Below are 26,334 nucleotides of genomic sequence, written 5' to 3'. Positions count from 1 at the left end.
GCAACAGATCGCTCCTCATGTGGAGTTGTCTGCCGTTGTCATGCGGCGGACGCGGCAAGGGCGTCGATCTGCTGCGTCAGCAGCTCCCTGGCCAGGGCGGGCGTGGGGGCTCGCATGAGGGCATGCCGCAGTCGTGAGGCGCCGGGGAAGCCCGTGCAGGTCCAGCCCATGTGTTTGCGGGCGATCAGCAGCCCATGGTCGCCGCGATCCTCCACCAGACCGTCCAGTTGATCGCGGGCCAGTGCAAGCCGTGCTGACGGGTTGGGTGTGGCGGGGATTGCACGACCGGCCAAGGCGGCGTCGATCTGTCCCACCAGCCATGGAGCTCCCATCGTGCCTCGGCCCACCATCACTCCCGCTGCGCCGGTCTGATCCAGGCAGCGCAGGGCATCATCGGGGCTGTTGATGTCGCCGTTCGCGATCAGGGGGATCGTGAGGGCTTTTCGGACGTTAGTTATCGCGCTCCAGTCCGCAGCGCCCTTGAAGCCCTGTTCGCGGGTGCGTCCATGCAGCGTGAGCAGTTGTGCACCGGCTTGTTCCAGCTGTTGGCACCAGTGCACGGGATCGGCATCACTGCCACACCAACCCAGGCGTGTCTTCACCGTGACGGGCACGGCCACGGCGTCTGCCACCGCTTCCACGATCTTGATGGCCAGCTCGGGATCACGGATCAAGCCGGAACCACCCCCCTTGCGGGCGATCTTGCGAACAGGGCAACCCATGTTGATGTCGATCAGGAAGGCACCACTGGCTTCGGCCCGTCGTGCCGCATCAGCCATGGCCTGGGGGCGATGGTCGAACAGTTGCACGCCGATGGGGCCGGATTCCTCGGCGAGCGACTCCACCTTGCAGAGTCCATGCCCCATCTCGAGGCTGGTGGCGTTCACCATTTCGGTGAACAGCAGCGCGTCGGGCGCCCAGCGCCGCACCAGGCCGCGGAAGATTCGATCGCTCACCCCTGCCAGCGGCGACTGCAACACGCGGCAGCGCAGCTGACGCGCGGTTCCATTGCCGGGAAGCTGCAGAGGGGGTGAAGCAATCATGGGTCCATGCTGCACAACGCAACCGACATGCCCTGGCCGCTCAGTCGTTCGTTGCTGTTGCAGATCCTCGAGGACCGCTGCAGCGATCGCTTTGTCTGCGAAAGGATCTGGGAACGTCTGGGCTATCAGCCTGCTGAACCGCAGTGGTGCGCCGGTCCCGACACACCCCCCGAATGGGCCGATGCTTTCCCTAAGGCTCCCGAGCTGATCGCGGAGCGTCCGGCGTCGGTTCGTTTAACCCGCTCGGTTCCCAAGGAACACAAACAGCTGCTCAAACAACAGCTCAATTTCGCGGGGTACCGCATCGGTGAGTTGTACCCCCGCCGAACCCGACGGGCCACCGCCGTGAACTGGCTGTTGGCCTGGCTGGCCCAGCGGAGCGAGCCCCTGCCGGAGCAGGGGCCCCTGGGCCCTGAGCTTCCCCCTCCTACCGATCCGGTGCAGGGGCACCCCGGCGATCTGCCGGTGAAGTGATCTGGTGGCCTAACTCAGGCCTGAATCGTGATGGGTGTGCCTTTCGGGGTGTTGTGGAACAGCCAACGGGCGTGGTTCAGCGGCATGCGCACACAGCCATGGCTGCGGGGCACGCCGAAGGGTTTCCCGGCGTTCTCCTGCCAGGGGGCGGCGTGGAGGCAGATGGACTCGTTCGCGCTCACACACATCGTGAACGGCACCCCGGGAACGGTGTAGGTGCGTCCATACATCGTGGTGGATCGGTACTTCGTATAAACCTTGCTGTTGAAGATCGGTGTTGGCGTTGAGGCTTTGCCGGTACTGACCGGAATCACGCGAACCACCTCCTGATCGCTGTTGTAGACGGTCAGGCGTTGGTCGGAGAGGTCGACCACAAGGCTGGCGACGAGCTCGAGCATGGCGAGGGAACAACTGAACTCGCCCTGGCCGTCTCAGTTGAGACTTATTAGTCTCGCCCCGAAAGAATTTCGGTTTTCCAGCGGCTTTATGCCGTCTCTGTAGGGTGAAAGATTGGCCTGAGCAGACCCTTGGCGCGTCCTGTCGTCGCAATTATCGGACGCCCCAATGTCGGTAAGTCGACCTTGGTGAATCGGCTGTGCCGCAGCCGGGAAGCCATCGTTCACGATCAGCCTGGCGTGACGCGTGATCGCACATACCAGGACGGCTACTGGGGCGATCGGGAGTTCAAGGTCGTCGACACCGGTGGACTGGTGTTCGACGACGACAGCGAGTTCCTGCCGGAGATCCGGGAGCAGGCGGCTCTGGCGCTCGAGGAAGCCAGTGTGGCTCTGGTGATCGTGGACGGTCAGCAGGGGCTAACGGCCGCTGACGAGTCCATCGCGGAATTTCTACGCAGTCACCGCTGTCCCACGCTGTTGGCGGTGAACAAGTGCGAGTCGCCGGAACAGGGCCTGGCGATGGCCGGCGAATTCTGGGGCCTTGGCCTGGGTGAACCCCATCCGATCTCGGCCATCCACGGCGCCGGCACCGGAGAACTGCTGGATCAGGTGCTCACCTTTTTCCCCCCGAAGGATCAGGAGGGTGACGAGGAGGAGCCGATTCAGATGGCCATCATCGGACGGCCGAATGTCGGGAAATCCAGTCTGCTGAATGCCATCTGCGGAGAGCAGCGGGCGATTGTCAGCCCGATCCGCGGCACCACCCGCGACACGATTGACACCAGCATCATTCGTGAGAATCGTCCCTGGCGCCTGGTGGACACGGCGGGCATCCGCCGGCGGCGCAGCGTCAACTACGGCCCGGAATTCTTCGGCATCAACAGGAGTTTCAAGGCCATTGAACGCAGTGATGTGTGTGTTCTGGTGATCGATGCCCTCGATGGGGTGACCGAGCAGGATCAGCGCCTGGCGGGTCGCATTGAAGAGGACGGCCGTGCCTGCGTGGTGGTCGTCAACAAGTGGGACGCGGTGGAAAAAGACAGCCACACCATGACGGCGATGGAAAAGGAGCTGCGCTCCAAGCTCTATTTCCTCGACTGGGCTCCGATGCTGTTCACCTCGGCGCTCACCGGCCAGCGCGTGGAGAGCATCTTTGCCTTGGCTGCCCTGGCGGTTGAGCAGCACCGTCGCCGCGTCAGTACATCCGTTGTCAACGAGGTGCTCAAGGAAGCGCTGAGCTGGCGCAGTCCCCCCACCACTCGCGGTGGACGCCAAGGAAAGCTGTATTACGGCACCCAGGTGGCCAGCCGGCCGCCCAGCTTCACCCTGTTCGTCAACGACCCCAAATTGTTCGGAGAGACCTACCGGCGCTATGTGGAGCGTCAGATCCGCGAGGGCCTCGGTTTCGATGGCAGCCCGTTGCGTCTGTTCTGGCGCGGTAAGCAACAGCGCGATGCCGAACGCGACCTGGCCCGTCAGCAGAGTCGTAAAGGCTGAACCATGGACTGGTTGCGCCAGGTCCCGATGGGCCAGTACGTCGATGGCTCCACGGGTTGGCTCCGGCGCTTGGACCCTCGCCTGAAGCTGGCCTGGTCCCTTGTCTTTCTGCTCACGCCTGTTCTGGCGGGGCCCCTCTGGCGCGTTGGCCTGGTGGTGGCTCTGGTGCTGATCACCCTTGGCAGTGGCCTGGCTCGCTCGCTGTGGTGGAGGTCTGTGCTGGTGCTGACGGCCTTGGCTGTTTTGGTGGGTCTCCTCTCGATGTTGTTGCCGGCTGTGGATCCCCCTGCGGCCTTCCCGCTGCGCAGTCCGGCTGAGCTTCCGGGGCTTGAGATGGAAGGCCCCTCCTGGGATCTGTTGCGCCTAGGGCCCCTGCAGCTGGGCGGTCTCCAGCTGGGGCCGCTGGTGGTGGATCGGGCCTCGGCGCTGCTGGGGCTGCGCACGTCCACCTTGACCTTCACCGTGATTCACAGCGTCAACCTGATGCTGATCACGACCCCTCCTGAGGATCTGGTCTGGGCCCTCAGCTGGTGCCTGGCGCCATTGAAGTGGCTGGGGTGTCCAGTGGAGCGACTGGGGTTTCAACTGCTGCTGGCACTTCGCTTTCTGCCTCTGGTGCAGGAGGAGCTCCAGAATCTGCTGCGTTCTCTCGCCAGCCGTGCGGTCAACCTGCGCCAGCTTGGCTTCAAGGCGGGTTTCGGCCTGGTGCTGGCGGTCGGAGAGCGGCTGCTGGCCAACATCCTTCTCAGGGCTGAGCAGGGGGCCGATGCTCTGGTCGCCCGTGGTGGGCGAATTCTCGGTCCGTCGTACTTCCGCATCCCTTCCGATCGGGCTGCTCCCCTGTTGAACGGCCTGGCGTTGGTCGTTCTTGTGTTGGTGATTGGGCTCCGCGGTCAGTACGGTGCTCTATGAGCTCCGATCACGGCATGGCGTCCGAGCGATATTTGAATCACCCCACCTTCGGGATGCTCTACCGGGTGGCTCCGGCAGGTGAGGGCCGTGACGTCTATGCCACGTTGTACGCCCAGCGCATGTTTTTCCTGGTCACCTTGCAGCCCCGTGGTGCCCAGTTCGAAGTGATTCCCTACGGGGATGCGCGTCACCACGCTGAGGTGCATCTGGGCCGTTGCCGTCGTGATGGCTCGGACGAGCTTGAGTCCTGGAGTCAGCTGTTCGATCAGACGTTCATCTGAACCCTTGACCGATTCCTTCGCGGCGCGTTGGCAGGCGCTCCAGACAGACCTCCCCTCTTCATCCAGGCTTCTGGCCGTGAGCAAAGGGCATCCAGCCGCGTCCGTGCGTTGCGTGGCGAAGCTTGGTCAGCGTGATTTCGGGGAAAGCCGCGTTCAGGAGGCTCTACCGAAGCAGGAGGAGCTGATCGATCTGAACTTGCGCTGGCATTTCATTGGTCGCCTGCAAAGCAACAAGGTGCGGCCGGTGGTGAAGGCCTTTGACGTCATTCACTCGGTGGATTCTCTGGCGCTGGCCGAACGGGTGTCGCGCATCGCCGTGGAGGAGGGCCGTCAGCCTGAAGTGCTGCTGCAGGTGAAACTGCGGCCCGATCCCAGCAAAGGGGGGCTGTCGGCCGATGAACTCGGTGCCATTTGGTCTGATCTGCAGGCTCTGCCGGGGTTGCGGATCTCGGGTCTGATGACCATGGCGCCGCTCGAGATGGCCCCAGGGCAGCGCAAGGCGTTGTTTTCCGACTGCCGCGCCCTGGCGGATCGGCTGGCCTTGGCGGAGTGCTCGATGGGGATGAGCACGGACTGGAAAGAGGCTGCTGAAGCGGGCAGCACCTGGCTCAGGATCGGTTCGGCCCTGTTCGGTTCGAGATTGGTGTCAACAGACGCTGCGAATTGACTTGCCCCGCCGCAGCGAAAACGGTATCCAGGGACATGGTTTTCGAACCACATTCAGACCGAGAGGAATCCCAAGGTGTCGCTGATCTCCCGTCTCCGTGCCGTCGTCGCTGGCGATGACTACCTCGATGGCGAATTGGATGATTTCGCCTACGACGACGAGCAAGATGACCAGGACCAGCGCGCCCTGCAGGCTGACGGTGGTGCACTGGCCACCATTGGAGACTCCAACCCGTTTGACCTGGGTGGTGATCTGCCTGGATCCAACGTGATCGGCATGCCCGGCATCAGCAATGCTGTGTCCGAGGTGAATGTGATGGAACCCCGCAGCTTCGATGAAATGCCTCGGGCCATTCAGGCGCTGCGGGAGCGCAAGACGGTGATCCTCAACCTCACGATGATGGAGCCCGACCAGGCCCAGCGTGCTGTTGATTTCGTTGCTGGTGGCACCTTCGCGATCGATGGACACCAGGAGCGCGTCGGCGAGAGCATCTTCCTGTTCGCCCCCAGCTGCGTCACCGTGACCAACACCGGTCAAGACGAAGCCTCGGCTCCAACGGTGGTGAGCCGTGAGGCCGATGTGGCGGATGTCGACGAATCCGCCAGCGCACCCTCTCCCGCCTGGGGGGCAGCCGCTCTCTGAAGCCCGCAGTGCAGCCCGCTTTCGGTGTGATCGGCCTGGGTCGCATGGCTCAGGCCCTTGTGGTTCCTCTCCTGGAGCGTGGACGGATTTCGGCCGACCAGCTGTTGGCAGTGGTCGGAGGATCCGGCTCGCTTGAGCAACGACGTGGGGGCCTTCCAGCTGGCATCGGTTTGGTTGCCGCTGATGATCCTTCCGCTCAGCAGGTCTGGACGGCTCCGATCCAGCTGCTTGCGGTGAAGCCGCAGCAACTCGATGCCGTTGCGGCAGCTGCAGGACCTGTTGTGGGTCAACCGCTGTTGATCTCTGTGTTGGCGGGGGTGTCTCTGGCGCGGTTGCAGCATTTGTTTCCCGGTCATCGCTGTGTGCGGGCGGTGCCCAACACCCCTGCGCTGGTGGGAGCTGGTTTGACAGCTCTGGCCTGGGGGGAGGGGATCGACCAAGGGCAACGGGATCAGGTGCGGCAGCTGTTCGCCGATGTGGGCGAAGTTCTGGAGTTGGCGGAAGCCAAGCTCGATGCGTTCCTTGCCCTCACCTCGTCGGGCCCTGCCTTTGTGGCCCTGGTGGCGGAAGCCATGGCCGATGGGGCTGTTGCTGCCGGTCTTCCCAGGCACCTGGCCCTGCGGCTGAGCCACCGCACCCTGGCTGGAACGGCTGAGCTGCTGGACCGTCGCGATCTGCACCCTGCCCAGCTCAAGGACATGGTCACCTCCCCGGGGGGCACCACCATCGCCGGCGTCCGCGCGCTCGAACGCATCGGCCTGCGCTCCGCCTTGATCGAAGCGGTTGTCGCTGCTGCGGAACGCAGCCGGGAGTTGGCCTAGGGCAGCACCTCCGGCCATCCCTGCCGGATCAGCAGCAGCGAGAAGTAGGGGCGAGGGTCGGCTGCCACTGCATCCGCGCAACAGATCTGCTGGTCGGGCCAGCCGACCCGCTCGGCAAACAGGGCTTGTTGCAGCAGGCCTCGCTGCTTCAGAAGGGGTTGCACCCAACTCCAGCGCCGACCCAGCTTCAGCAGGGCCAGAACTTGCCCCGCTGCCGCGGCGGTGTCCAGCACCCGCTCCAGCTCCTCGGGTGTGTCTGGGCAAGGGCGCAACAGCAGTTGGTCCTGCTGCAGAGCGAGGGGCCAGAGGCCCGCAGCCGCGGCTGCCGAGCAGGAGGTGATGCCGGGAATCACGCTGATGGGACAGTCGGGCCACGCCTGACGCAGGGCCAGCAGCACGTAGCTGCAACTCGCAAACAGCGAGGCATCTCCCTCACACAGCAGTGCCACCTGCTGGCCGGAACGGATGGCCTGCTGCAGCTCCTGCGCCGCTGCTCCCCAGGCGGTGCGACGCGGTTCGGGGGCTTCCACCATCGGGAACAACAAGGGCAGACGCTGATGGTCGCTGCGGATCCAGGCTGCGGCGATTTTGGCGGCCATGCTGTCGGCCCCCGGTCGTCCGACCGGGTAGGCCACCACCTCCGCTTGGCGGATGGCTTCAACGGCGGCCAGGGTGAGCAGGGAAGGATCGCCGGGGCCGACCCCCACCAGTGTGAGACCCCCAGTCGTGGCGGGATCGATGATGGTCAGCAGTCGATGCGCCCGGGGTCCAGACGATGAGTCGTCTCAGCATCTTTCCAGACGAAAGCTCAGCCCATGCTGCGAATGGGCCCATGCCTGCGCTGGAGAGCAACGATCCGGCCGTGATTCAGTCGGAGCTCAGCCGCCGGGGCATCGGCTTTGAGCAATGGCTGGCGGAGCAGGGTCTGCCGGAGGGAGCCGACCAGGCCACCATTCTCCAGGCCTATGCCGATGCCATCGCTCGGGTTCAACGCGATGGCGGTTACGCCACGGTCGACGCGATTCGGATGACGCCGGATCACCCCGATCGCGAGCCCCTGCGCCGCAAGTTCCTTGAGGAGCACACCCATGCCGAAGACGAAGTGCGCTTTTTTGTGGAAGGGTGCGGCCTGTTTGTGCTGCACATCGGTTCCGAGGTGCTCAGCGTGCTGTGCGAACGGGGCGACCTGATGCGGGTCCCTGCCGGGACCCGTCATTGGTTTGACATGGGCTCTCAGCCTCAGTTCTGTGCTGTGCGTTGGTTCAACAACCCCGAGGGATGGGTGGCGCAGTACACCGGCAGCAGCATCGCCCAGCGATTTCCCAGGCTTGACTGAGGGGGCGTTCCAGACACCTTGATGCGTCTCCACCGCTTCCTGGCTGCGCTGTTGTTGGGTCTGCCGATGGCAACACCCATTCCTGTTGCTGCCGAGGATGCTCCTTTGGCACCCGAGGTTCAGCGCCGGGTTGCCGTGGTGGTGCTGGCCCGCCGCATTCGCGGCTATGCCGCCATGGCCAAGGCCAGCAGCGACTGTCAGGTGGAGAAGGGGCGTTTGCCGCGCCGCCAGGCCGGCCAAGCCCTGGCGATTTCGCTCGAGGAGTTGGGCATCAGCCGGCGCGTGCTGACCAATCCCCTGGTGGTCGCCGTCAGCCTGCGCCTGCAGCGCCTGCTGGATGACAGCTGCGCCCTGGATCCAACCAAGGAGGCTGAAGCGCTGCGGCTGGCCGAAAACGAGCTCTGAGCCTTTTCTCGAGCTGGGTCTCAGAAGGGGACAGTGAGAGTGCTGGTTTTTATTTTCTCAGCGAATAAAAACCGCCCATAGGGTTCCGGCCTCTTTGCCTGGCTGCTGTGGTCGTTCGGTCGTGTCTCGCGTTGAAGCTGCTGGCGCTGTTGGTTGTGCCCTGTTCTGCCGCTGAGATGGATCTGGCCTCTGCCTCCAGGCTCCCCACCACGTCGCCATCCATCTCCACCTCCGCCAACGAGTCGGTCTTGGTGCTGAACCGCACCACGCGATCGCTCCCGCGCACGGGCGATCCCATCTGGAGTCTGCGTTTGGAAACCCCAGGTCAGCCCGTGCAGCACTTCGATGCCGTCAGCGGTCGGGCCCACCGTCAGAACGCCGATCGCTATCGCTCCGGCACCCGCGCGCCGCTTCCCGCCGGTCGCTACGTCCTTGGGCCGGTGGAGCCCCTGGGCCCCGCGGATCCGCGGGAGCTCGGGCCGATCTGGATTGGGATTGAACCGCAGTTCCCCACGGGGCGAGGCCATCTGGGCATCCATCTCGACCCCAGTGCCAACCGCAACGCCAACAGCGGCACACTCGGCTGTGTGGGCTTGATTCGCTGGGACGACATGCAGACCCTGGCGGGTTTGGTGCAGCGCCGTAACGTCCGAACATTGGTGGTGAGCGAGTGAATGTTCTCCGATTGGGGCTTCAGTTGGGGCGGCTGGTTGGACAACCGCCGGGGTGAGTGGTGGCTGCTGGCCCAGCTGCTGCTGATCACGGCCCATCTGCTGCCGGTCTGGCCAGCTCCCGCCAGCTTCGGTGTGGCGATTTGGCCCAAACCCCTGTTCGGGCTGGGCCTGCTGCTGTTGGCTTTTGGTCTGTTTCGGGCCCTTGAGGCGTTTCGCTGTCTCGGGGCCAGCCTTTCGCCGCTGCCGGCGCCCAAGCCGGCGAATCAGTTGATCGCCACAGGTTCCTACGCCATCTGTCGGCATCCCTTGTACCGGGCGGTGTTGCTGTGTTCCGCAGGAGTGGTGCTGGCCACAGGCAGCCCGCTGCATCTGTTGCTGTTGGTCAGCCTGGCGGCTGTGCTGCGGGGCAAAGCCCGCTTCGAGGAGCAGGGGTTGCGGGTGCTGCATCCGGATTACAGCCAATACGCCGCAGTTACCCCAGCGATTGTGGACTGGGTTCCTGGCTTGGACTGGCGCTGAGGGCCTGGCTCAGGCGGCGACCGTGCTGGTTTGCATCAGGTCGGCATAGAGCTGTTCGAGGGCGTCGATGTTGCTGGAAATCGTGTAGCGCTCCAAGGCGCGGAGGCGGGCTTTGCGGCCCAGTTCCGCGGTCAGCACCGGCTGGTCCCTGAGCACCGGCAGCAGTGTGCGCAACTGGGTGGTGACGCCCTGGGTACTCAGCACGATTCCCGCCCCTTGCTCCAGCGCCTCGCCATCGGCACCGGCATCGGTGGCCACGCAGGCTGTTCCGCTGGCCATCGCCTCCAGCAAGGCCAGCGACAGGCCCTCCACAAGGCTCGGCAGGATGAAGACCTCAGCGCACTGGAGAAGAGCAACCCGGGTGTCCAGGTCTGGCTCGTGGCCCCACCAGAGGATCCGATCGTCGTTGAACTGGTTCATCAGGCTGTTGCGCAGTGGCCCGTCGCCGACGATCACCAATCGGCAGCCCTCCGGTGAAACCAGCCGCCAGGCCCGTAGCAGGGCTTCAACGTTCTTCTCCGTTGCAAGACGTCCCATGTAGAGGAAAATCCGTTCTCGCCCCAGCCGTTGCCGCACCTGCTGATGCATCAGCGAAAGGGTGCCGGGGCTGGTGGGGCACCAGCGGTCGGGGTCCACACCATTGGGAATCACCGTCAGTCGATCGGCGGGAACGCCCAGGCGCTCGAGAAAGTCCGACTGAAGCTGTGAAAACACGATCACCCGGTCGTAGCGGGCCAGGGCCGGTGCATACAGCTGGTACGTGAGCTGTTGGGTGCCCGCCGTCAGGTTGCGCAGGCCTGCATCGAAGGGGGGATGAAAGGTGGCCACCAGGGGCACGCCCAGCTGCTGACACAGCTCAGGCAGGCGGAAATCCAGAGGCGAAAGGGTGAGGCTGGCGTGCACGAGATCGGGCTGCAGCCGCTCCAGGGATTCCCTCAGCTCCCGCTGCGCCCCGGGTGAAGGGATCGTGTAGACCTGCGATTTGACCAGATAAGGCAGGCTGACGTCCGGGTCGTTGGCAAGCAGCGATGTGTTGTCGCGCTCCGGGCTGCGCGGGTTATCGAAATGGATGAAGTGCACCTGATGCCCGCGTTTGCGCAGGGCCTCCGTGGTGCTGATCCCGTAGGACACATTCCCGCAGAAGGGAGACTTCTTGCCGAGCCACGCAATCTGCGCCAAGCGGGTTGGGCCTCCTCAGGCGAAAAGGCAAGTTAGCAGCGCTGCCACGGTCGTTCGATCAACGCTGCCACCAGGGCCAACCCCGCCAGCAGCCACAGCACCGGTTGAAGACCAATGCTGCTCACCAGGGTGCCCGCCAGCACAAGCGGCAGGCTCAGGGCGATGTTGATCAGGTTGTTCTGTAGTCCGAACACCCTGCCGCGCTCGGTTTCGGGGGTTTCTTCCTGAATCGTGGTCTGCGCGGGGATCGCCACAAGAGCTGCGCCGATGCCCAGGATTCCGCAGAGGCTCAGGGTGAAGGCCAGGGATCCCCGCAGCTGGCTGAGCAGCACCAGGGTCCAGGTGATGGTTCCCAGGCCTGCTGCCGTGAGCCGGCGGCGGCTGAACCGATGGCCCAGTTGGGCGATCACCACAGCTCCGATCGCCATGCCCAGTCCACTCATGGCCAGCAGGGCACCAAAGCCTGAGGGCCCCAGGTTCTCGATCAGGGCAGCCAGCTGGAGCGCCAACACGTAAAGCGCTGCCAATAGGCTGTAGAGCAGCACCAGATGAATCATGGCGCCACGCACTGAAGGCACCCGGCGCAGCACCTGCAATCCTTCGCCGATCTCCGTCCACACCGATGTATTTGAGGGGGGCTTGGGGGCTTCCTGCAGCTTCAGGCGCGACAGGCTGAGGGCCGCGAGGCCGTAACAGAGCGGAAGTAGCAGAAACTCGCCGCCATCGATGCCGATGATCGCCAGGCTGCTGTGCAGGGCACGAAGAATCGGTTCCCCCAGCGCGAATCCCAGGATCGTCGCCCCCATGCTGGTGGCTTGGTAGAGGGAGTTGGCCGCCAACAGATGATCCCCCGGCACCACCACAGGAATCGTGGCCTGTTCCGAGGGGGCGAAAAACTGGGTCAGGATCGATTCCAGGAAGGTCATCCCCACCAGCCCCCAGTAGCCCCAGGGCAGACCAAGCCAGATGGGCCCCGGCAGCAGACAGAGCGGTGCGAACACCACCAACAGGGCTCGGATGGCATTGCTGGCCACCATCACCCGACGCTTGGGCCAGCGGTCCGCCCAGACCCCAGCCACCGTTCCCAGCAGCATGGCCGGGATGGTGTTGGCCACAAAAATGCCTGTGGCCAGCAGGGTGATCACCTGGGTGCGTGTGCTGATGTCGAGGCCGTAATCCGAGGCCATCTCCGCCAGCACGCCGCTTCCCTGCCCCTTCAGCAGCAGGTGCTGATCGATCAGGAAGACCATCAGCACGATGTAGAACTTGTCCGCCAGCTGCGAGAAGATCTGGCCCAGCCAGAGTTTGCGGAAGTCCTTGAGGCGCAGCACGGCTTCCAAGCCACGCTTTCCCTCCGGATTGCTGCCGGTGGGCAGAGCGGGTTCAGGGGTGGTGAGGCTCGGTCCGCTCAAGGGGCAATTGCATCGCGGCCATGATGGCTCACGCGCCTTCCAGGAGCGTCTCTCGCAGCATGGCCAGGGCTTTGCTGGGTCGATTCAGATGCGTCCGGCTCCAGATCTCAACCACCCGCAGCAGCCGGCGCCACACGGCTGGGGGGCCCATCAGCGCACCGTCCCGGCGACGGGGCAGTTCGGCCCGGGTCAGTCGCTGGAGCAGGGCCAGTTCGGAGGGATTCAGCTGAATCGCCGCCCCAGGCTGCTCATCGATCGCAAAGCCGTCCTGCGGCAGCAGGCTGCAGCGCCAGTCCCACTGGCCAAGCGGTGGCTCGAGGGGATCGCCCGTGATGCAGCAGGTTTGCAACGGCAGTCCATAACCCCCCAGGGTGAGCAGATGGATGCAGGCCTGGACCGTTCCGGCCAGCACCAGCTCCGGGTCAGCTCGGTGCTCCTCCAGGCGTTCCAGGTGCAGCTGCATCGTGTCCAGCAGCCCGTCCACAGGGTCCTGGGCCGCCAGTTGAAGGCACAGATCACAAAGCGCCTGCGCCGCAGCCAGGGTTTCCAGCTGTTGCCCGAGGCCGGAAAAACTGCGCAGCACCCGCAGTTGTCGCACCCGGGCCAGGCCGCTGCGTCCTCCCACCTGCAGTTCCAGCAGGGTGAGGGGGGCCGCGGCGGCCAGACTGCTCTTGGGGCGGCGCGCTCCGGGAACGGCGAAGCGACTGACGCCCTCCGCATCACTGAGCAGGCTCAGCAGGCGGTCGTGCTCGCCGAGGGGTCCCACTTTGAGGGCGAGTCCGGTGAGGCGTCGTTCTGCCATTCAGGCCGCGGGGCGGCGCTGGGCCTGCAGAAGAGCCGGCGCGCTGCTGGTGCCCAGCAGATCGGCCCCCGCCAACAGCAGGTCTCCTGCATGGCTGAGGCTGTGGATACCACCGGCTGCCTTGATGGCGCAGCGTTTGCGGATCAGCTGTTTCAACGCAAGGATCTGATCGGCATGGCAAGCCGGGCCAAAGCCGTTGCTGGTCTGCAGTCCCGCAGCGCCAGCATCAATGGCGGCCTCCACGGCCAGTTCCAGCTGTTCATTCTCCAGACGGGCCATGTCCAGGACGGCCCGCACGGGAAGCCCCAGCTCGCAGAGTGCGGCGAGTTCCTCGGCAAACGCGCCTGAATCGCCGTTCGCCAAAGCGCTGAAATCGGGCACGACATCGAGTTCCTGGGCGCCATGGGCGGCACACCACTCCGCTTCCGCCAGCTTGAGCTCAGCGGGAATGGTTCCGAAGGGAAAGCCGATGACCGCCACCAGGCGAGGACCTGCGTCGGTCGTCCCGATGCGTTCCCGCAGCAGCGGCAGCTGACGGGGTGTGGTGCAGATGGCCCGCACGCCCTCCTGCATTCCGGAATCACAGAGGGCTTGAAGCTGGTCCCGGGTCAGCAGGGGGTCGAGTATCGCCTGATCAAGCCGGGGGGGTAGGTCGGGGAGCTCTTGGGCTGAATCAGCCATGGCGGGCCGGGAGGTCACTCACGAGCCTGAATCACCCCATACCCCCCGTGGTTGCGTCGGTAGATCACCTGCAACTGATCGCTTTCCTTCTCCCGGAACAGGTAGAAGTCGTGGTCGATCAGATCCAATTGACGGCGTGCCTCCTCCAGGCCCATGGGCGGCATGGCGAAATATTTTCGTCGCACACCTGGATCCGGCAGTTCCGCCTCGCGCCCTTGCAAAAGGGAGGCTTCAACGGGGGATGCATCGTTGACCACATCCGTGCTGGGGGTGTGGCTGGCGCTGTGGCCGTGGCTGTGATGGTGATCGCTGTGGCGTTCCTTCCAGCGGCGCAGTTGGCGGGCCAGTTTCCCGGCGGCCAGATCGATGCTGGCGTACAGGTTTTCACTGCGTTCTTGGGCGCGGATCACCGTGCCGTTGGCAAAGACCGTCACCTCGGCGGTCTGTTGCGGCACACGGGGATTGCGGGCCACGGAGAGATGGACGTCGGCCTCGCGAACAGCATCACCGAAGTGCGATGTGGCCCGCTCCAATTTGGTTTGGGTGTAATCCCGCAACGCCGGCGTGATCTCGAGGTTGCGACCATGGATCAGCAACTTCATGCCTCACTCCTGTGCCGGTTGTTATCGGCAAATTAGATACGGCGCACGATTCGGCCCACCCCCAGCGTGCATTTCTTTTCGAGCCCGGTGATCCGGTTCGATTCGATGCCGCCTGGTCGGCGCAACAGCGCTGGCAGAGCACTCTTCTTGCTGATCCATCGGCTCCGGAGGCGGTCTGGATCCTGCAGCACCAGACCTGTTACACCCTTGGCCGTGGTGCCAGCGAGGAGCACCTGCATTTCGATCCCGCTGAGCCACCGGCACCTTTGTACCGGATCGATCGGGGCGGGGAGGTGACCCATCACCTGCCCGGCCAACTGGTGGCCTACCCGGTGTTGGACCTTCAGCGCCGCACGCCCGATTTGCACTGGTATCTGCGGCAGCTGGAACAAGTCGTTCTTGATGTTCTGGCGGAGTTGGGCCTGGAGGGTCAGCGTCTGCCGGGGTTGACCGGCCTCTGGTTGGACAACCGCAAGGTCGCCGCCATCGGTGTGGGTTGTCGTCGCTGGATCACCCAGCACGGCCTGGCCCTGAACGTTGATTGTTCGATGCAGGGGTTTGAGCAGGTCACCCCCTGTGGGCTCACCGGTCGTGCGGTTGGGCGGCTTGCAGACTGGTTGCCAGGGCTCACGTCGGCTGAGGTGCAGCCGTTGCTTCGGCAAGCACTGGCCCATCGTTTCGGTCTGGTCTGGGAGGAGGAAGCGAGATAGACCTGAGCTGTTTGAACCCCTGTCTCGGATGACGGCCAGCTGGAGCCCGACAACCCGTGAAACGGACGCTTTGCAGCGTCATGCCCACGTTCAGAAGTTGCAGAGGGTCGATGCGGTGTGGCCCTGGCTCGCCGACCGCCACGGGCTGATTGCCGCCGTCGATGCGCCCCATGTGGCGCATCCCGAACGCTTCAATTTCGGCGAACTGGCGGAGCGCATCGCCACCGCTGCCGCCGCCTTCCGGCGCCATGGCGTGAACGATGGCGATGTGGTGGCTCTGTTTGCTGAGAACAGCCCCCGCTGGCTGGTGGCGGATCAGGGCCTGATGCGTGCCGGTGCCGCTGATGCCGTGCGCGGTGCCTCGGCCCCGGTGGAGGAGCTGCGCTACATCCTTTCGGATTGCCGGGCGACGGCCCTGGTGGTGCAGAACGCTGATGTGTGGCGTCGTCTGGCCCTTCTCCCAGAGCAAAGGGCTCAGCTCCGTTTCGTGCTTCAGCTGGAAGGGGAGCCTGCCGAGGGCGCCATGGGCTGGGAGGCGTTTCTGGCGTCAGGGGCCGGCCTTGATCCCGTTGGCCCGGCGGGGGGGCGAGACGCCGTGGCCACTGTTCTGTACACCTCGGGTACGACCGGCCAACCCAAAGGGGTCCCGTTGACCCACGCCAACCTGCTGCATCAGATGAGATCACTGGCCTGTGTGGCCTATCCCGATCCCGGTGCTCCGGTGCTGAGTGTGTTGCCCATCTGGCATGCCTACGAGCGCAGTGCCAGCTACTTCTTCCTCTCCTGCGCCTGCACGCAGACCTACACAACCATCAAGCAACTCAAGAAGGATCTGCCGCGGGTCCGGCCGATCGCGATGGCCACCGTGCCGCGGCTGTGGGAGGCGGTTCAGGCTGGATTTGAGGATGTGCTCAAGACCTTCCCCCCCTCCCGGCAGCGCCTGCTGCGGGCGGCGTTGGCCAACAGCGCTGCCCAGCGCAAAGCCGTGCGCACGGCGCGCAACCTCCTGCTGGAACCGGTGTCAGCGGCCGGCCGGCTGCGTGCCTGCGGCTCCGCGGCCCTGCGCTGGCCCCTGCATGCCCTGGCCTCGACCTTGATCTGGCCGAAGCTGCGTCGCCAGCTCAGTGGCGGTCAGCTCGCCTATCCGATCAGTGGTGGCGGTGCTATCGCCCCCCACATCGATGCCTTTTTTGAAGCGGTGGGGATTGAGCTGCTGGTGGGCTATGGCCTCACCGAAACCAGCCCTGTGGTGAGTTGCCGCAGGCCCTGGCGCAACATCCGCGGCAGCTCCGGGCTGCCGATGCCCCAGACCGAATTCCGGATCGTCGATCCCGACAACGGCCAGCCCCTGGGCTTCCGGCAACGGGGGCGGGTGATGGTGCGGGGCCCCCAGGTGATGGCGGGCTACCTCGGCAAACCCGAGGCCAGCGCAAAGGTTCTCGATGCCGCGGGATGGTTTGACACCGGCGATCTCGGCATGCTCTTGCCGGATGGTTCGGTGGCCCTTACCGGACGGGCCAAGGACACGATTGTGTTGAGCAGTGGCGAGAATATCGAGCCCGGCCCCCTGGAAGAGGCCCTGGTGGCCAGCCCCCTGATCGAGCAGGTGATGCTGGTGGGTCAGGACGAACGCCAGCTCGGTGGCCTGATCGTTCCCCGTGCTGAGGCGATCGTGGCCTGGGCGGCTGAAGCCGGCGTGAGCGTGGCGCAGGATCTGGGCGGCCAACCCGGTGATCCGGCCCTGCTTCGTTTGTTGATGCGCGAATGCAACCGCTTGCTCAAGCAGCGGTCGGGTTCCCGGGGTGATGAACGGCTGGCCGGGGTGGTGCTTGTGGATCCCTTCAGCATTGAGAACGGACTCCTGACCCAGACCCTGAAGCAGCGCCGTGATCGCATCACCAGCCGCGATCAGCAGTTGATCGATGGCCTTTACGGACGTTGACCGCGGCTGACGAGGCTTTGCGGGTGGTCGGTTGTCCGGTGATTGACCCCACGTGGAAGGGCTGACACGCTTTGGCCGTCTCCCAAGAACCCATGTCCGACGGCACCTCCCTGACGATCAAGCGTCCGATCACCGTCCGCGCCGTCGTGACGCCCACTTGGAAAGAAGAAGCAGAGCGCGAGCTCAGCAATGGCATCGCCACCGCTGACCAACAGCTGGCTCAGCTGGAACAGGAAGGTCAGGACGTGGTGGACCAGGTGCGTCGTCAGAGCGCCAACCCCCTTGATCCCCGCGTGCAGGATCAGGTGGCGCAGATCCAACAGCAGGTGGCGGCCAAGCGCGCCGAGCTGGAGGAGCAGAAGCGCAACCTGCTTCAGCAGCAGGCCCAGGTGCGTGAGCTGGAGATGGACCAGATCGTTGAGCAGGGTCAGCTGGAGAGCAGCTGTGAGCTGAAGGTCGGCGACAACCTGGTGCAGAAGATGCAGGTGGCCATCGTTGTGAAGGATGGCGTTGTGCAGTCGATTGAGGAAGCCTGATCGGCTGGCCTCTGCTGACTCGTAAACTCCCCTGATCTGCCCTCCCGGAGACGGTTTTGGCGACCACAGACATCTTCATGCCTGCCCTCAGCTCCACCATGACGGAGGGGAAGATCGTGGAGTGGCTGAAACAGCCCGGAGACAAGGTGGCTCGGGGCGAGTCGGTTCTTGTCGTTGAGTCCGACAAAGCGGACATGGACGTTGAGTCGTTCCAGGACGGCTACCTCGCAGCGGTCCTGATGCCTGCTGGAAGCACGGCACCGGTGGGCGAAACCATCGGTCTGATTGTCGAAACAGAGGCTGAAATCGCCGACGCCCAGGCCAAGGCCCCCAGCGCTCCTGCTGCGGCGCCCGCCCCTGCACCGGCTCCGGCGCCCACTCAAGCTGCGGTTCAGACCCCAGCTCCGACTCCTGCCCCCGCCCCGGCACCTGTTGCTGCCCCTGCACCGTCGGCACCGGTGGTGAACGACGGTCGCATCGTGGCCAGCCCCCGGGCCAAGAAGCTCGCCTCCCAGATGGGTGTGGACCTGGCCACCGTGCGCGGCAGCGGCCCCCATGGCCGGATTCAGGCCGAAGACGTGGAGCAAGCCTCCGGTCAGCCCATCTCCGTGCCCAGGGTGGCGGAAGGAACGGCTCCCGCTGCTGCCTCGGTAGGCGCTGCAGCAGCAGGGGCCCCAGCAGCGCCTGCGGGCAACAGTTTTGGTCGGCCCGGCGAAACCGTGGCCTTCAACACCCTCCAGGGTGCGGTGAACAAAAACATGGAGGCGAGCCTGGCGGTTCCCTGCTTCCGCGTTGGTTACACCATCACCACCGACAAGCTGGATGCCTTCTACAAACAGGTGAAGCCCAAGGGCGTCACGATGACGGCGCTGCTGGCCAAGGCTGTGGCCGCCACCCTGGCGCGTCATCCCCAGGTGAATGCCGCCACCACCGCTGCAGGCATGGCCTATCCAGCCGATGTGAACGTGGCTGTTGCCGTGGCGATGGAAGACGGTGGCTTGATCACGCCGGTGCTGCGCAATGCCGATCGCACCGATCTCTACGAGATGTCGCGTCAGTGGGGTGATCTGGTCAAGCGCTCCCGCAGCAAGCAGCTGCAGCCGGAGGAGTATTCCACGGGCACCTTCACCCTCTCCAACCTCGGCATGTTCGGTGTTGATCGCTTCGACGCGATCCTTCCCCCAGGCACCGGGGCCATTCTCGCCGTGGCGGCATCACGCCCCACGGTGGTGGCGAACAAGGACGGCTCCATCGCCGTCAAGCGTCAGATGCAGGTGAACCTCACGGCGGATCACCGCGTGATTTACGGCGCCGACGGTGCCGCATTCCTGAAGGATCTCGCCGATCTGATCGAGAACCGTCCAGAAAGCCTGGCGCTCTGATCGGTCGCCCGCGTGCCTGACCCCAGGGACCTGCAACTCAGCAGCTACGACTACCCGCTGCCGCCTGAGCGCATCGCTCAGGCACCGGTTGAGCCCCGCCACAGCGCTCGCTTGTTGATGGCTCCCCCCCAGGGGGAGCCATCAATGGATGCTGCTCACGGCCAGGTGTGGGATCTGCTCGAGCAGCTGCAGCCTGGTGATCTGCTGGTGGTGAACGACACCCGGGTGTTGAAGGCCCGCCTGGCGGTGCGTCGTTCCGGGGGTGGGCTGTCCGAGTTGCTGGTGCTGGAGCCGCGGGGGGAGGGCCGCTGGCTTTGCCTGGCCCGTCCTGCCAAGCGCATGCGGCCCGGCGACAGCCTCACGATTGATGGCACCTCGATCAGCCTGACGGTGCTTGCAGAAGACCCCGCCAGTGGTGGACGGGTGGTGCAGTTCCCCAGTGATTGCAGGGATGCCGAAACCATTGAGGGTTTGCTCAATGACGTGGGCGAGGTGCCTCTACCGCCCTACATCGAACGGCACGACCCCAGCGACAGCCAGCGCTATCAGACCCGTTACGCCGACCGCCCCGGTGCGGTGGCCGCCCCGACGGCGGGGTTGCATTTCAGTGATGAACTGCTGGCGGGCTTGCAGAAGAAAGGGGTGGATCTGGCCCGGATCACCCTGCATGTGGGCCTCGGCACCTTTCGCCCCGTTGAAACGGAAGACCTCACCGCCTTGGAGTTGCACAGTGAATGGGTGGATGTCAGCCCTGCTGTAGTGGAGGCGGTGCAGGCTTGTCGAGGCCGGGTGATTGCGGTGGGCACCACGAGTGTTCGTGCCCTGGAGGGGGCCGCTCAAGCCCATGGCGGTGTTCTCAAGCCCTACACCGGGCCGGTGGATCTGGTGATTCAGCCGGGCTATCAGTTCAAGGTGATTCAAGCCCTGCTCACCAACTTCCATCTGCCCAAAAGCTCTCTGCTGCTGTTGGTGAGTGCCCTGATCGGCCGGGAAACCCTGTTGAAGCTCTACGCCGAAGCGATTGAAAGGAGCTATCGCTTCTTCTCCTATGGCGATGCCATGTGGATTGATGCAGCGGCGGTGCAGCCCCAGGCCCGCCCACCAGCACGCTGAGACCTGAACGGTTCACGCTGAGGCCATAAAAAAAGCCCCGTCAACGACGGGGCCAAGGCTTCTGGTGGAGCCAGCTCAGACAGCCACCGGTTGCTCGATGATGCCGGTCGGCACTTCAGCAAACATCACCGAGGAGAGGTAACGCTCGGCCAGGTCGGGCAGCACCACCACGATGGTTTTGCCGGCGTACTCATCTTTCTCGGCCAGACGAATGGCGGCTGCAGCGGCGGCACCGCAGGAGATGCCCACCAGCAGGCCTTCCTCCTGGGCCAGGCGCAGGGCCATGGCAACGGACTCCTCGTTGGTCACCTGCTCCACCTTGTCGACCACGGAGAGGTCGAGGTTCTGGGGGATGAAGCCGGCACCGATGCCCTGGATTTTGTGGGGACCGGGTTTGACGGCCTCACCGTTCATGGTCTGGGTGATCACCGGGCTGTTGGTCGGTTCAACGGCCACAGATTCGATCGCCTTGCCCGCTTCATTCTTGATGTAACGGGAGACGCCGGTGATGGTGCCACCGGTGCCGACGCCGGCTACGAGCACGTCAATGGCGCCATCGCAGTCGTTCCAGATTTCAGGACCGGTGGTCTTGAAGTGGATTTCGGGGTTGGCGGGATTGTCGAACTGGCCGGGCATGAAGTACTTGGCCGGATCGCTATCAGCGATTTCCTTGGCCTTGGCGATCGCGCCGGGCATGCCTTTGGCGGCCTCGGTGAGGATCAGTTCAGCCCCGAGCACGGCCATGACCCGACGCCGCTCGATCGACATCGACTCGGGCATCGTCAGGATCAGCTTGTACCCGCGGGCTGCGGCGGTGAAGGCCAGAGCGATGCCGGTGTTGCCGGAGGTGGGCTCAACAATCACCTTGCCCTTGGTGAGCTTTCCGCTCTTTTCTGCGTCCCAAATCATGTTGGCGCCGATCCGGCATTTGACGCTGTAGGCGGGGTTGCGCCCCTCAACCTTGGCCAGCACAGTGGCCTTGCAGTTTTTGGTGACGTTGTTCAGCTTGACCAGCGGGGTGTTGCCGATGGCCTGGCTGTTGTCGTCGTAAATGCGGGACATGGAGCTGCTGTAGAGGGGCCCGAAGAAAACAAGCTAATGATCGAAAGCCTCTCCTCACCCAGTTGTTAAGGGCTTTTTCAGAGTCTCACCGGACTCTTCGTCAGCAAACGCTTGCTCAAATCGCATCCACAGTGCCTCGGGGTCTTCCAGACCGACGGACACCCGGAGCAGATCAGCCGGCACACCGCATTGCTCCGCCCAGCTCAGTTCGTCGTAGTGGGCCAGCTGGGTGTAGGGGCACACCAGACTGAAATCGGTGCCAAGGCTGGGGCCTTTGCTGATCCGAAGCGCGTCGTAAACCCGTTTGGAGTGCTCTTGGCCTCCCTTCAGTTCAAAGGAGAGCAGGCAGCCGTGGCCAGCTCCGCTGCGCATCAAGGCGCGGAAGTTGGGGCAGCTCTTTGGATGCAGCACCCGCTTCACGGCTGGATGGGCTTCGAGCCGTTCCGCCAGAAGCAGGGCGTTCGCATCGAGTTGCGGCACCCGCTGGAGCACATCCCGGCTGGCGATCTCCAGGGAGATGGCATCGGCATCGCTGAGGGGGGCGATGGCTGGAACCGCCGCCAGCAGGGAGGCCGCCCAGGGCGACTGCGGGCTCACCAGCACACTGCCAGCCATCACATCACCGCGGCCGGCGAAGCTCTTGGTGAGTGAGGTGAAGATCAGATCGGCGTAGGGCAGGGCGTTGAGGTTGATGCCGGTGCCGATCGTGTCATCGGCAATCACTGGGATGCCGCGGCTGCGGGCCAGGGCCGACACGCCCGGCAGATCCATGCAGCGCAGCAGCGGATTGCTGGGCAGCTCCACAATCACGGCCGCCGGCTGGAGCTGATCCAGGGCCGCTTCCACCTCGGCGAGGCTCTGCGGTTGCAACAGCTCGCCACCGTGAAACACCACCTGCGGCTGCTTCAGCACATCCACATAGGGGAAGCCCAGCTGCAGCGTGGGCTTCCCCGGCCGCAGCGTTTGGATGGCGCTGAGGGCCGCATACAGGCCGGCCATTCCCGCTGGATGCAGGCTGATCTGCTGGGCGTCGACGCCATGGATGCCAGCCAGGCGCTTTCGAATCAGCTCGCGGGCCGCGTCGCCGGATGTGCTGCTGGGGGATGTCTCTTTCCCCAGGGCGATGGCGGCCTGGCGGGAGGAGAGGCCCAGGCCGGTGTGCTGCCAGAACGCTTTGGCATGGGCGCTCGCCGCTGCATCACTGCGCAGGCAGGTCAGCCCAGCAATGGCAATCAGCTCCGAGCGGCTCTCCGGTGCCTTGCGTTGGCAGTGGGCCAGGGCTGCTTGGGCTGCCGCTTCGGTGGGGTAGGGCCAGACCGTGGTGCCTGCAAGTTCTGAAGGCTGAACCAGTTGTCGGATCAGCGGATGCAGGCCGAAGCGGGGATAGATCGTCTGCAGGGCATCGCGGCAGGCCGGATCCTTCTCCTCGTAGGCGATCACATCGCGCCAGCGCGGCAGCGCCACAGACACCGCATGGGGGGAGTCGGGCAGGGGATGGCCGAGATCAGAGCCCTGCCAGGCCGGATCGCTCAGCAGATTGCGGGGACTCACGCCAGCAGCTCCAGGGCCTGGTCCAGATCGGCCTGTAGATCGGCGAGGTCTTCGCAGCCCACCGAGAAGCGCACCAAGCCGTCGTCGATGCCCAGCTTGGCCTTCACATCGGCGGATACCGCCGCGTGGGTCATGGTGGCGGGGTGGCAGATCAGGCTTTCGATGCCGCCCAGGCTTTCGGCCATGGTGAACCAGCGCAGTTGTTTGCAGAGGGCATAGGTCTGCTCCTGGCTGGCGTTGAAGCTCACCGTCACGATGGCGCCACCGGCACGCATCTGACGGGTTGCCACCTGATGCTGGGGGTGATCACTGCGGTGTGGGTAACGCACCCAGTTCACCTTGGCGTGCCCCGCCAGCTGATCGGCCAGGGCCGCGGCATTGGCCATCTGCTGCTTGAGCCGCAGCGGCAGGGTCTTGATGCCCCGCGTGATCAGCCAGCAATCAAAGGGGGAGGGCTGCAGGCCCAGGGCCTTCTGGGAGAACACCATTTTTTGGTGCCACTCAGGATCGTTGGTGCACACGGCTCCCCCGAGGGCATCGGAGTGGCCGTTGATGTACTTGGTCGTGCTGGTAAGTGAGAGGGTGGCGCCCAGCTCCAGAGGGCGCTGCACCAGGGCGGTGGCGAAGGTGTTGTCCACCACCACGGGGATGCCGAGGGGTTGGGTGATGGCGCAGACCGCCTGCAGGTCGATCACCTTGAGCAGAGGGTTGGTCGGGCTCTCCAGCCACACCATCGCCGGCTTCTGGGCTTTGATCTGCTCGAGTGCGGCTGGTTGGGTGAAGTCCACCCACGCGGTTTTCAGGCCGAACTTGGCGAACACCTGCTCGAACAGCCGCACGGTGCAGCCGTAGAGGTTCTCTTCGCAGAGCACCAGATCGCCCTGCTTCAGCTGGGAGACCACGGCGGTGATGGCGCTGACGCCGGAGGCGAACACGGTGGCGTGGGCGCAACCTTCAACCGAAGCGAGCACCCCATCAAGGATGCGGAAGTTGGGGTTGCCGGAACGGGTGTAATCAAATCCGCCAGCGTTGCCATGGGCAAAGGTGCTGGTGGGGAAGATCGGCGGCATCACCGTGCCGGTGTCTCCCGCAAAGCTGTCGCCGTGGTGGATCACCCGGGTGTTCAGGCCTGTGTTCACGGACGATCCATCGATTCGGACAGGCTAAGAAATCGCCTCTCCCATCCCAATAAAAAACCCCCGCCGTGTGGCGAGGGTTGATGACGATCGTTTGGGTTGAACCTGTGGATCAGTCGAGGTCGGGCATGCCGAGCACAGGCTCAGCCTTGCGGTCGATGCCTTTCTCGAATCCAGCAGCAGCAGCGCGAGCGCGGCCGGCGTGCCAGAGGTGACCAACCAGGAAGAAGAAGGCGAGCACGAACTGCGTTGCACCCAGCCACTGGCGGAGGTTCACGTAGTTCACCGAGTTGGGCTCGGTGATGATGCCGCCCACGGAGTTGATCGAGGCGTTGGGCGCGTGGGTCATGTACTCAGCCGCACGGCGCACTTGCCAGGGCTGAATGTCGTTCTGCAGCTTGTCGAGGCTGAGACCGTTGGGGCCACGCAGGGGCTCCAGCCAGGGACCACGGAAGTCCCAGAAGCGCATGGTTTCACCGCCAAAGATGATTTCACCGGTGGGTGAGCGCATCAGGTACTTACCAAGGCCGGTGGGGCCCATGGCGGAACCGATGTTGGCGCCAAGGCGCTGGTCACGCACCAGGAAGGTGAAGCTCTGAGCCTGGGATGCCTCAGCGTTGGTGGGGCCCCAGAACTCGGAGGGATAAGCGGTGTTGTTGAACCAGATGTAGGCCGAAGCGATGAAGCTCATGAAGCTCAGAGCGCCAAGGCTGTAGCTCAGGTAGGCCTCACCGTTCCAGATGAAGGCGCGACGCACCCAGCCGAAAGGCTTGGTGATGGCGTGCCAGATGCCACCGAAGATCAGGGTCAGACCCAGCCAGATGTGGCCACCGATGATGTCCTCCATGGAGTTCACACCGATGATCCAGCCCTCGCCACCGAAGGGAGCGCGGAACAGGTAACCGAAGATCACGCCCGGATCGAGGGTCGGGTTGGTGATCATGCGGACGTCACCGCCGCCGGGGGCCCAGGTGTCGTAGACGCCGCCGAAGAACATGGCCTTGAAGACCAGCAGCAGGCAGCCGACGCCCAGAAGGATGAGGTGATAACCAATGATGTTGGTCATCTGATTCTTGTCACGCCAGTCCTGGGAGAAGAAGGAGGAATAGTTCTCCAGGATCTCCGGACCACGCAGGGCGTGATAAAGGCCGCCGAGGCCGAGCACAGCGGAGCTGATCAGGTGCAGGACACCGACCACGAAGAATGGGAAGAGATCAGTGACCTCACCGCCGGGGCCCACGCCGTAGCCAAGGGTGGCGACGTGGGGCATGCAGATGAAGCCCTGCTCGTACATGGGCTTGTCGAAGGTGAAGTGGCTCACCTCGAACAGCATCATTGCGCCGGCCCAGAAGACCATCAGACCAGCGTGGGCCACGTGGGCACCAAGCAGACGGCCGGACAGGTTGATCAGGCGGGCGTTGCCGGACCACCAGGCATACCCGGTGGAGGGAAGGTCTTTGCCGCCAGTGGCGCCAAGACCGGGATTAGAGAGCGTTACCACGGGGCAGAACCTCTTCAGGGAAGACGAAGTTTTCGTGCGGCTGGTCAGCCGGTGCCATCCAGGCACGCAGACCTTCATTCAGAAGGATGTTCTTGGTGTAGAAGGTCTCAAATTCGGGATCTTCTGCAGCGCGGATTTCCTGTGACACGAAGTCATAGGCGCGCAGGTTGAGGGCCAGGCCGATGATGCCGATGGAGCTGGTCCACAGGCCCATCACAGGCACGAACAGCATGAAGAAGTGCAGCCAGCGCTTGTTGGAGAAGGCGATACCGAAGATCTGACTCCAGAAGCGGTTGGCGGTGACCATGGAATAGGTCTCTTCTTCCTGAGTGGGCTCGAACGCCTTGAAGGTGTTGGCCTGCTCACCGTCCTCAAACAGGGTGTTTTCCACGGTGGCGCCGTGAATGGCGCAGAGGAGTGCACCGCCGAGGATGCCGGCGACACCCATCATGTGGAAGGGGTTCAGGGTCCAGTTGTGGAAGCCCTGGAGGAAGAGAAGGAAGCGGAAGATCGCAGCCACACCGAAGGATGGCGCGAAGAACCAGCTGCTCTGGCCGAGGGGGTACATCAGGAAGACGCTGACGAACACCGCAATCGGACCGGAGAAGGCGATGGCGTTGTAGGGGCGGATGCCGACCAGACGAGCGATCTCGAACTGACGGAGCATGAAACCGATCAGTGCGAAGGCGCCGTGCAGGGCCACGAAGGCCCAGAGGCCGCCGAGCTGACACCAGCGAACGAAGTCGCCCTGGGCTTCAGGGCCCCAGAGCAGCAGCAGGCTGTGACCCATCGCATCAGCGGGGGTGGACACAGCAGCGGTCAGGAAGTTGCAACCTTCCAGGTACGAGGAGGCAATGCCGTGGGTGTACCAGGAGGTAACAAAGGTGGTGCCTGTCAGCCAGCCACCGATGGCCAGGTAGGCCGTTGGGAGAAGAAGGATGCCGGACCAGCCGACAAAAACGAAGCGGTCGCGCTTGAGCCAGTCATCGAGGACGTCAAACCATCCCCGCTGTGGCGCGCGTCCTACAGCGATCGTCATGAGAGGTGAACGGTGCG

29 protein-coding genes are annotated in these 26,334 nt (G+C 64.3%); 16 read left to right on the top strand and 13 right to left on the bottom strand.

The genetic code is table 11. The features are described from left to right. Window positions 1–38: 38 nt before the first annotated feature. The gene (gene dusB, locus SynM161_RS08955) at window positions 39–1,043 is read right to left on the bottom strand and encodes a tRNA dihydrouridine synthase DusB (protein WP_186540956.1); all 1,005 of its coding nucleotides are present in this window, start codon (window positions 1,041–1,043) and stop codon (window positions 39–41) included. Between the two features lie 6 nt (window positions 1,044–1,049). Between dusB and SynM161_RS08950 the strand changes: the two genes are divergently transcribed. Next, a complete protein-coding gene (locus SynM161_RS08950; protein WP_186540954.1) occupies window positions 1,050–1,517 on the top strand; it encodes a DUF1823 family protein in 468 nt (155 codons plus the stop codon). 14 nt (window positions 1,518–1,531) lie between these two features. Here SynM161_RS08950 and SynM161_RS08945 read toward each other — a convergent pair whose 3' ends face one another. Then, entirely contained in the window at window positions 1,532–1,915 is a 384-nt protein-coding gene (locus SynM161_RS08945; RefSeq protein ID WP_186510071.1) for a L,D-transpeptidase, read from the bottom strand. A gap of 129 nt (window positions 1,916–2,044) precedes the next feature. On the opposite strand from SynM161_RS08945, the gene der reads away from it, so the two are divergent. From der to proC, 6 genes are all read left to right on the top strand, one after another. Continuing rightward, window positions 2,045–3,412, top strand: a complete 1,368-nt coding sequence (gene der, locus SynM161_RS08940; protein ID WP_186495879.1) for a ribosome biogenesis GTPase Der — start codon at window positions 2,045–2,047, stop codon at window positions 3,410–3,412. A gap of 3 nt (window positions 3,413–3,415) precedes the next feature. Next, the gene (locus tag SynM161_RS08935) at window positions 3,416–4,324 is read left to right on the top strand and encodes an energy-coupling factor transporter transmembrane protein EcfT (RefSeq protein ID WP_186540952.1); all 909 of its coding nucleotides are present in this window, start codon (window positions 3,416–3,418) and stop codon (window positions 4,322–4,324) included. 14 nt (window positions 4,325–4,338) lie between these two features. Beyond that, the gene (locus tag SynM161_RS08930) at window positions 4,339–4,605 is read left to right on the top strand and encodes a PipX family protein (RefSeq protein WP_115161687.1); all 267 of its coding nucleotides are present in this window, start codon (window positions 4,339–4,341) and stop codon (window positions 4,603–4,605) included. Window positions 4,606–4,609: 4 nt separating this feature from the next. Beyond that, window positions 4,610–5,272 (top strand): YggS family pyridoxal phosphate-dependent enzyme, encoded by a 663-nt coding sequence (locus SynM161_RS08925; RefSeq protein WP_186540951.1) that lies wholly within the window; start codon window positions 4,610–4,612, stop codon window positions 5,270–5,272. A 75-nt stretch (window positions 5,273–5,347) separates the two neighbouring features. Continuing rightward, entirely contained in the window at window positions 5,348–5,914 is a 567-nt protein-coding gene (locus tag SynM161_RS08920) for a cell division protein SepF (RefSeq protein ID WP_114989400.1), read from the top strand. 44 nt (window positions 5,915–5,958) lie between these two features. After that, window positions 5,959–6,735, top strand: coding sequence for a pyrroline-5-carboxylate reductase (proC, locus tag SynM161_RS08915; RefSeq protein ID WP_370593142.1), 777 nt, complete (start codon window positions 5,959–5,961; stop codon window positions 6,733–6,735). On the opposite strand, the gene cobI is transcribed toward proC, so the two are convergent. Next, window positions 6,732–7,442: a precorrin-2 C(20)-methyltransferase gene (gene cobI / locus SynM161_RS08910; protein WP_186540949.1), complete on the bottom strand. Its 711-nt coding sequence runs from the start codon at window positions 7,440–7,442 to the stop codon at window positions 6,732–6,734. The two genes, proC and cobI, sit on opposite strands and share 4 nt — an antisense overlap. A gap of 68 nt (window positions 7,443–7,510) precedes the next feature. Here cobI and SynM161_RS08905 point away from each other — a divergent pair, with 68 nt between their 5' ends. The 4 genes from SynM161_RS08905 (at window position 7,511) to SynM161_RS08890 (ending at window position 9,669) form a co-directional block, all read left to right on the top strand. Continuing rightward, window positions 7,511–8,071 (top strand): acireductone dioxygenase, encoded by a 561-nt coding sequence (locus SynM161_RS08905; RefSeq protein ID WP_186540948.1) that lies wholly within the window; start codon window positions 7,511–7,513, stop codon window positions 8,069–8,071. Window positions 8,072–8,092: 21 nt separating this feature from the next. Then, entirely contained in the window at window positions 8,093–8,476 is a 384-nt protein-coding gene (locus tag SynM161_RS08900; RefSeq protein WP_186540947.1) for a hypothetical protein, read from the top strand. A 107-nt stretch (window positions 8,477–8,583) separates the two neighbouring features. Continuing rightward, complete coding sequence (locus tag SynM161_RS08895; RefSeq protein ID WP_255441763.1) at window positions 8,584–9,150, top strand: L,D-transpeptidase; 567 nt, start codon at window positions 8,584–8,586, stop codon at window positions 9,148–9,150. Continuing rightward, window positions 9,151–9,669 (top strand): isoprenylcysteine carboxylmethyltransferase family protein, encoded by a 519-nt coding sequence (locus SynM161_RS08890; protein ID WP_186540946.1) that lies wholly within the window; start codon window positions 9,151–9,153, stop codon window positions 9,667–9,669. It begins immediately after the preceding gene. Window positions 9,670–9,678: 9 nt separating this feature from the next. Here the strand turns inward: SynM161_RS08890 and SynM161_RS08885 are convergent, their stop codons facing one another. The 5 genes from SynM161_RS08885 to hpf are packed head-to-tail and all read right to left on the bottom strand — an operon-like array spanning window position 9,679 to window position 14,345. Further along, window positions 9,679–10,848, bottom strand: coding sequence for a glycosyltransferase family 4 protein (locus tag SynM161_RS08885; protein WP_186540945.1), 1,170 nt, complete (start codon window positions 10,846–10,848; stop codon window positions 9,679–9,681). Between the two features lie 32 nt (window positions 10,849–10,880). Continuing rightward, the gene (locus tag SynM161_RS08880; RefSeq protein ID WP_115010005.1) at window positions 10,881–12,260 is read right to left on the bottom strand and encodes an MFS transporter; all 1,380 of its coding nucleotides are present in this window, start codon (window positions 12,258–12,260) and stop codon (window positions 10,881–10,883) included. Window positions 12,261–12,288: 28 nt separating this feature from the next. Next, on the bottom strand, window positions 12,289–13,062 hold the full coding sequence (recO, locus tag SynM161_RS08875) for a DNA repair protein RecO (protein ID WP_186540944.1): 774 nt from the start codon (window positions 13,060–13,062) through the stop codon (window positions 12,289–12,291). Continuing rightward, the gene (deoC, locus tag SynM161_RS08870; protein ID WP_186540942.1) at window positions 13,063–13,743 is read right to left on the bottom strand and encodes a deoxyribose-phosphate aldolase; all 681 of its coding nucleotides are present in this window, start codon (window positions 13,741–13,743) and stop codon (window positions 13,063–13,065) included. It lies immediately after the preceding gene. 14 nt (window positions 13,744–13,757) lie between these two features. Next, window positions 13,758–14,345: a ribosome hibernation-promoting factor, HPF/YfiA family gene (gene hpf, locus SynM161_RS08865; protein ID WP_011364962.1), complete on the bottom strand. Its 588-nt coding sequence runs from the start codon at window positions 14,343–14,345 to the stop codon at window positions 13,758–13,760. Between the two features lie 11 nt (window positions 14,346–14,356). Here hpf and lipB point away from each other — a divergent pair, with 11 nt between their 5' ends. The 5 genes from lipB to queA all read left to right on the top strand — a co-directional run bounded on the left by lipB (window position 14,357) and on the right by queA (window position 20,028). Continuing rightward, the gene (gene lipB / locus SynM161_RS08860) at window positions 14,357–15,055 is read left to right on the top strand and encodes a lipoyl(octanoyl) transferase LipB (RefSeq protein ID WP_186540940.1); all 699 of its coding nucleotides are present in this window, start codon (window positions 14,357–14,359) and stop codon (window positions 15,053–15,055) included. A gap of 28 nt (window positions 15,056–15,083) precedes the next feature. Further along, entirely contained in the window at window positions 15,084–16,997 is a 1,914-nt protein-coding gene (locus SynM161_RS08855; RefSeq protein ID WP_186540933.1) for an AMP-binding protein, read from the top strand. Window positions 16,998–17,089: 92 nt separating this feature from the next. Further along, entirely contained in the window at window positions 17,090–17,533 is a 444-nt protein-coding gene (locus tag SynM161_RS08850) for a YlqD family protein (RefSeq protein WP_114989554.1), read from the top strand. Window positions 17,534–17,589: 56 nt separating this feature from the next. After that, complete coding sequence (locus SynM161_RS08845; protein WP_186540932.1) at window positions 17,590–18,915, top strand: dihydrolipoamide acetyltransferase family protein; 1,326 nt, start codon at window positions 17,590–17,592, stop codon at window positions 18,913–18,915. 12 nt (window positions 18,916–18,927) lie between these two features. Next, the gene (gene queA / locus SynM161_RS08840; RefSeq protein ID WP_186540931.1) at window positions 18,928–20,028 is read left to right on the top strand and encodes a tRNA preQ1(34) S-adenosylmethionine ribosyltransferase-isomerase QueA; all 1,101 of its coding nucleotides are present in this window, start codon (window positions 18,928–18,930) and stop codon (window positions 20,026–20,028) included. A 75-nt stretch (window positions 20,029–20,103) separates the two neighbouring features. On the opposite strand, the gene cysK is transcribed toward queA, so the two are convergent. The 5 genes from cysK to psbD form a co-directional block, all read right to left on the bottom strand. Then, entirely contained in the window at window positions 20,104–21,090 is a 987-nt protein-coding gene (gene cysK, locus SynM161_RS08835) for a cysteine synthase A (RefSeq protein ID WP_114989385.1), read from the bottom strand. Window positions 21,091–21,144: 54 nt separating this feature from the next. After that, complete coding sequence (locus tag SynM161_RS08830; protein ID WP_186540930.1) at window positions 21,145–22,641, bottom strand: PLP-dependent transferase; 1,497 nt, start codon at window positions 22,639–22,641, stop codon at window positions 21,145–21,147. After that, a complete protein-coding gene (locus tag SynM161_RS08825) occupies window positions 22,638–23,780 on the bottom strand; it encodes a PLP-dependent aspartate aminotransferase family protein (RefSeq protein WP_186540929.1) in 1,143 nt (380 codons plus the stop codon). Before SynM161_RS08825 ends, SynM161_RS08830 begins: the two co-directional genes overlap by 4 nt. Window positions 23,781–23,889: 109 nt before the next feature. Further along, complete coding sequence (gene psbC, locus SynM161_RS08820) at window positions 23,890–25,278, bottom strand: photosystem II reaction center protein CP43 (protein WP_011364942.1); 1,389 nt, start codon at window positions 25,276–25,278, stop codon at window positions 23,890–23,892. Next, entirely contained in the window at window positions 25,262–26,317 is a 1,056-nt protein-coding gene (gene psbD, locus SynM161_RS08815) for a photosystem II D2 protein (photosystem q(a) protein) (RefSeq protein WP_006851499.1), read from the bottom strand. The genes psbC and psbD overlap by 17 nt, the downstream gene beginning before the upstream one ends. Window positions 26,318–26,334: the final 17 nt, after the last annotated feature.

The sequence above is a fragment of the Synechococcus sp. M16.1 genome (assembly GCF_014279895.1).
Classification (GTDB): Bacteria; Cyanobacteriota; Cyanobacteriia; order PCC-6307; family Cyanobiaceae; genus Parasynechococcus.
The sequence above is the reverse complement of the archived record's forward strand: the minus strand, read 5'-3'. Positions and strand labels throughout refer to the sequence as shown.

Bases quoted from the DNA above. Each gene is read 5' to 3' on its own strand.
- dusB (WP_186540956.1), bottom strand. From the start codon at position 1,043: ATGATTGCTTCACCCCCTCTGCAGCTTCCCGGCAATGGAACCGCGCGT.
- SynM161_RS08950 (WP_186540954.1), top strand. From the start codon at position 1,050: ATGCTGCACAACGCAACCGACATGCCCTGGCCGCTCAGTCGTTCGTTG.
- SynM161_RS08945 (WP_186510071.1), bottom strand. From the start codon at position 1,915: ATGCTCGAGCTCGTCGCCAGCCTTGTGGTCGACCTCTCCGACCAACGC.
- SynM161_RS08935 (WP_186540952.1), top strand. From the start codon at position 3,416: ATGGACTGGTTGCGCCAGGTCCCGATGGGCCAGTACGTCGATGGCTCC.
- SynM161_RS08930 (WP_115161687.1), top strand. From the start codon at position 4,339: ATGGCGTCCGAGCGATATTTGAATCACCCCACCTTCGGGATGCTCTAC.
- proC (WP_370593142.1), top strand. From the start codon at position 5,959: ATGGCTCAGGCCCTTGTGGTTCCTCTCCTGGAGCGTGGACGGATTTCG.
- SynM161_RS08905 (WP_186540948.1), top strand. From the start codon at position 7,511: ATGAGTCGTCTCAGCATCTTTCCAGACGAAAGCTCAGCCCATGCTGCG.
- SynM161_RS08900 (WP_186540947.1), top strand. From the start codon at position 8,093: ATGCGTCTCCACCGCTTCCTGGCTGCGCTGTTGTTGGGTCTGCCGATG.
- SynM161_RS08890 (WP_186540946.1), top strand. From the start codon at position 9,151: ATGTTCTCCGATTGGGGCTTCAGTTGGGGCGGCTGGTTGGACAACCGC.
- recO (WP_186540944.1), bottom strand. From the start codon at position 13,062: ATGGCAGAACGACGCCTCACCGGACTCGCCCTCAAAGTGGGACCCCTC.
- deoC (WP_186540942.1), bottom strand. From the start codon at position 13,743: ATGGCTGATTCAGCCCAAGAGCTCCCCGACCTACCCCCCCGGCTTGAT.
- hpf (WP_011364962.1), bottom strand. From the start codon at position 14,345: ATGAAGTTGCTGATCCATGGTCGCAACCTCGAGATCACGCCGGCGTTG.
- SynM161_RS08855 (WP_186540933.1), top strand. From the start codon at position 15,084: ATGACGGCCAGCTGGAGCCCGACAACCCGTGAAACGGACGCTTTGCAG.
- SynM161_RS08850 (WP_114989554.1), top strand. From the start codon at position 17,090: ATGTCCGACGGCACCTCCCTGACGATCAAGCGTCCGATCACCGTCCGC.
- cysK (WP_114989385.1), bottom strand. From the start codon at position 21,090: ATGTCCCGCATTTACGACGACAACAGCCAGGCCATCGGCAACACCCCG.
- psbD (WP_006851499.1), bottom strand. From the start codon at position 26,317: ATGACGATCGCTGTAGGACGCGCGCCACAGCGGGGATGGTTTGACGTC.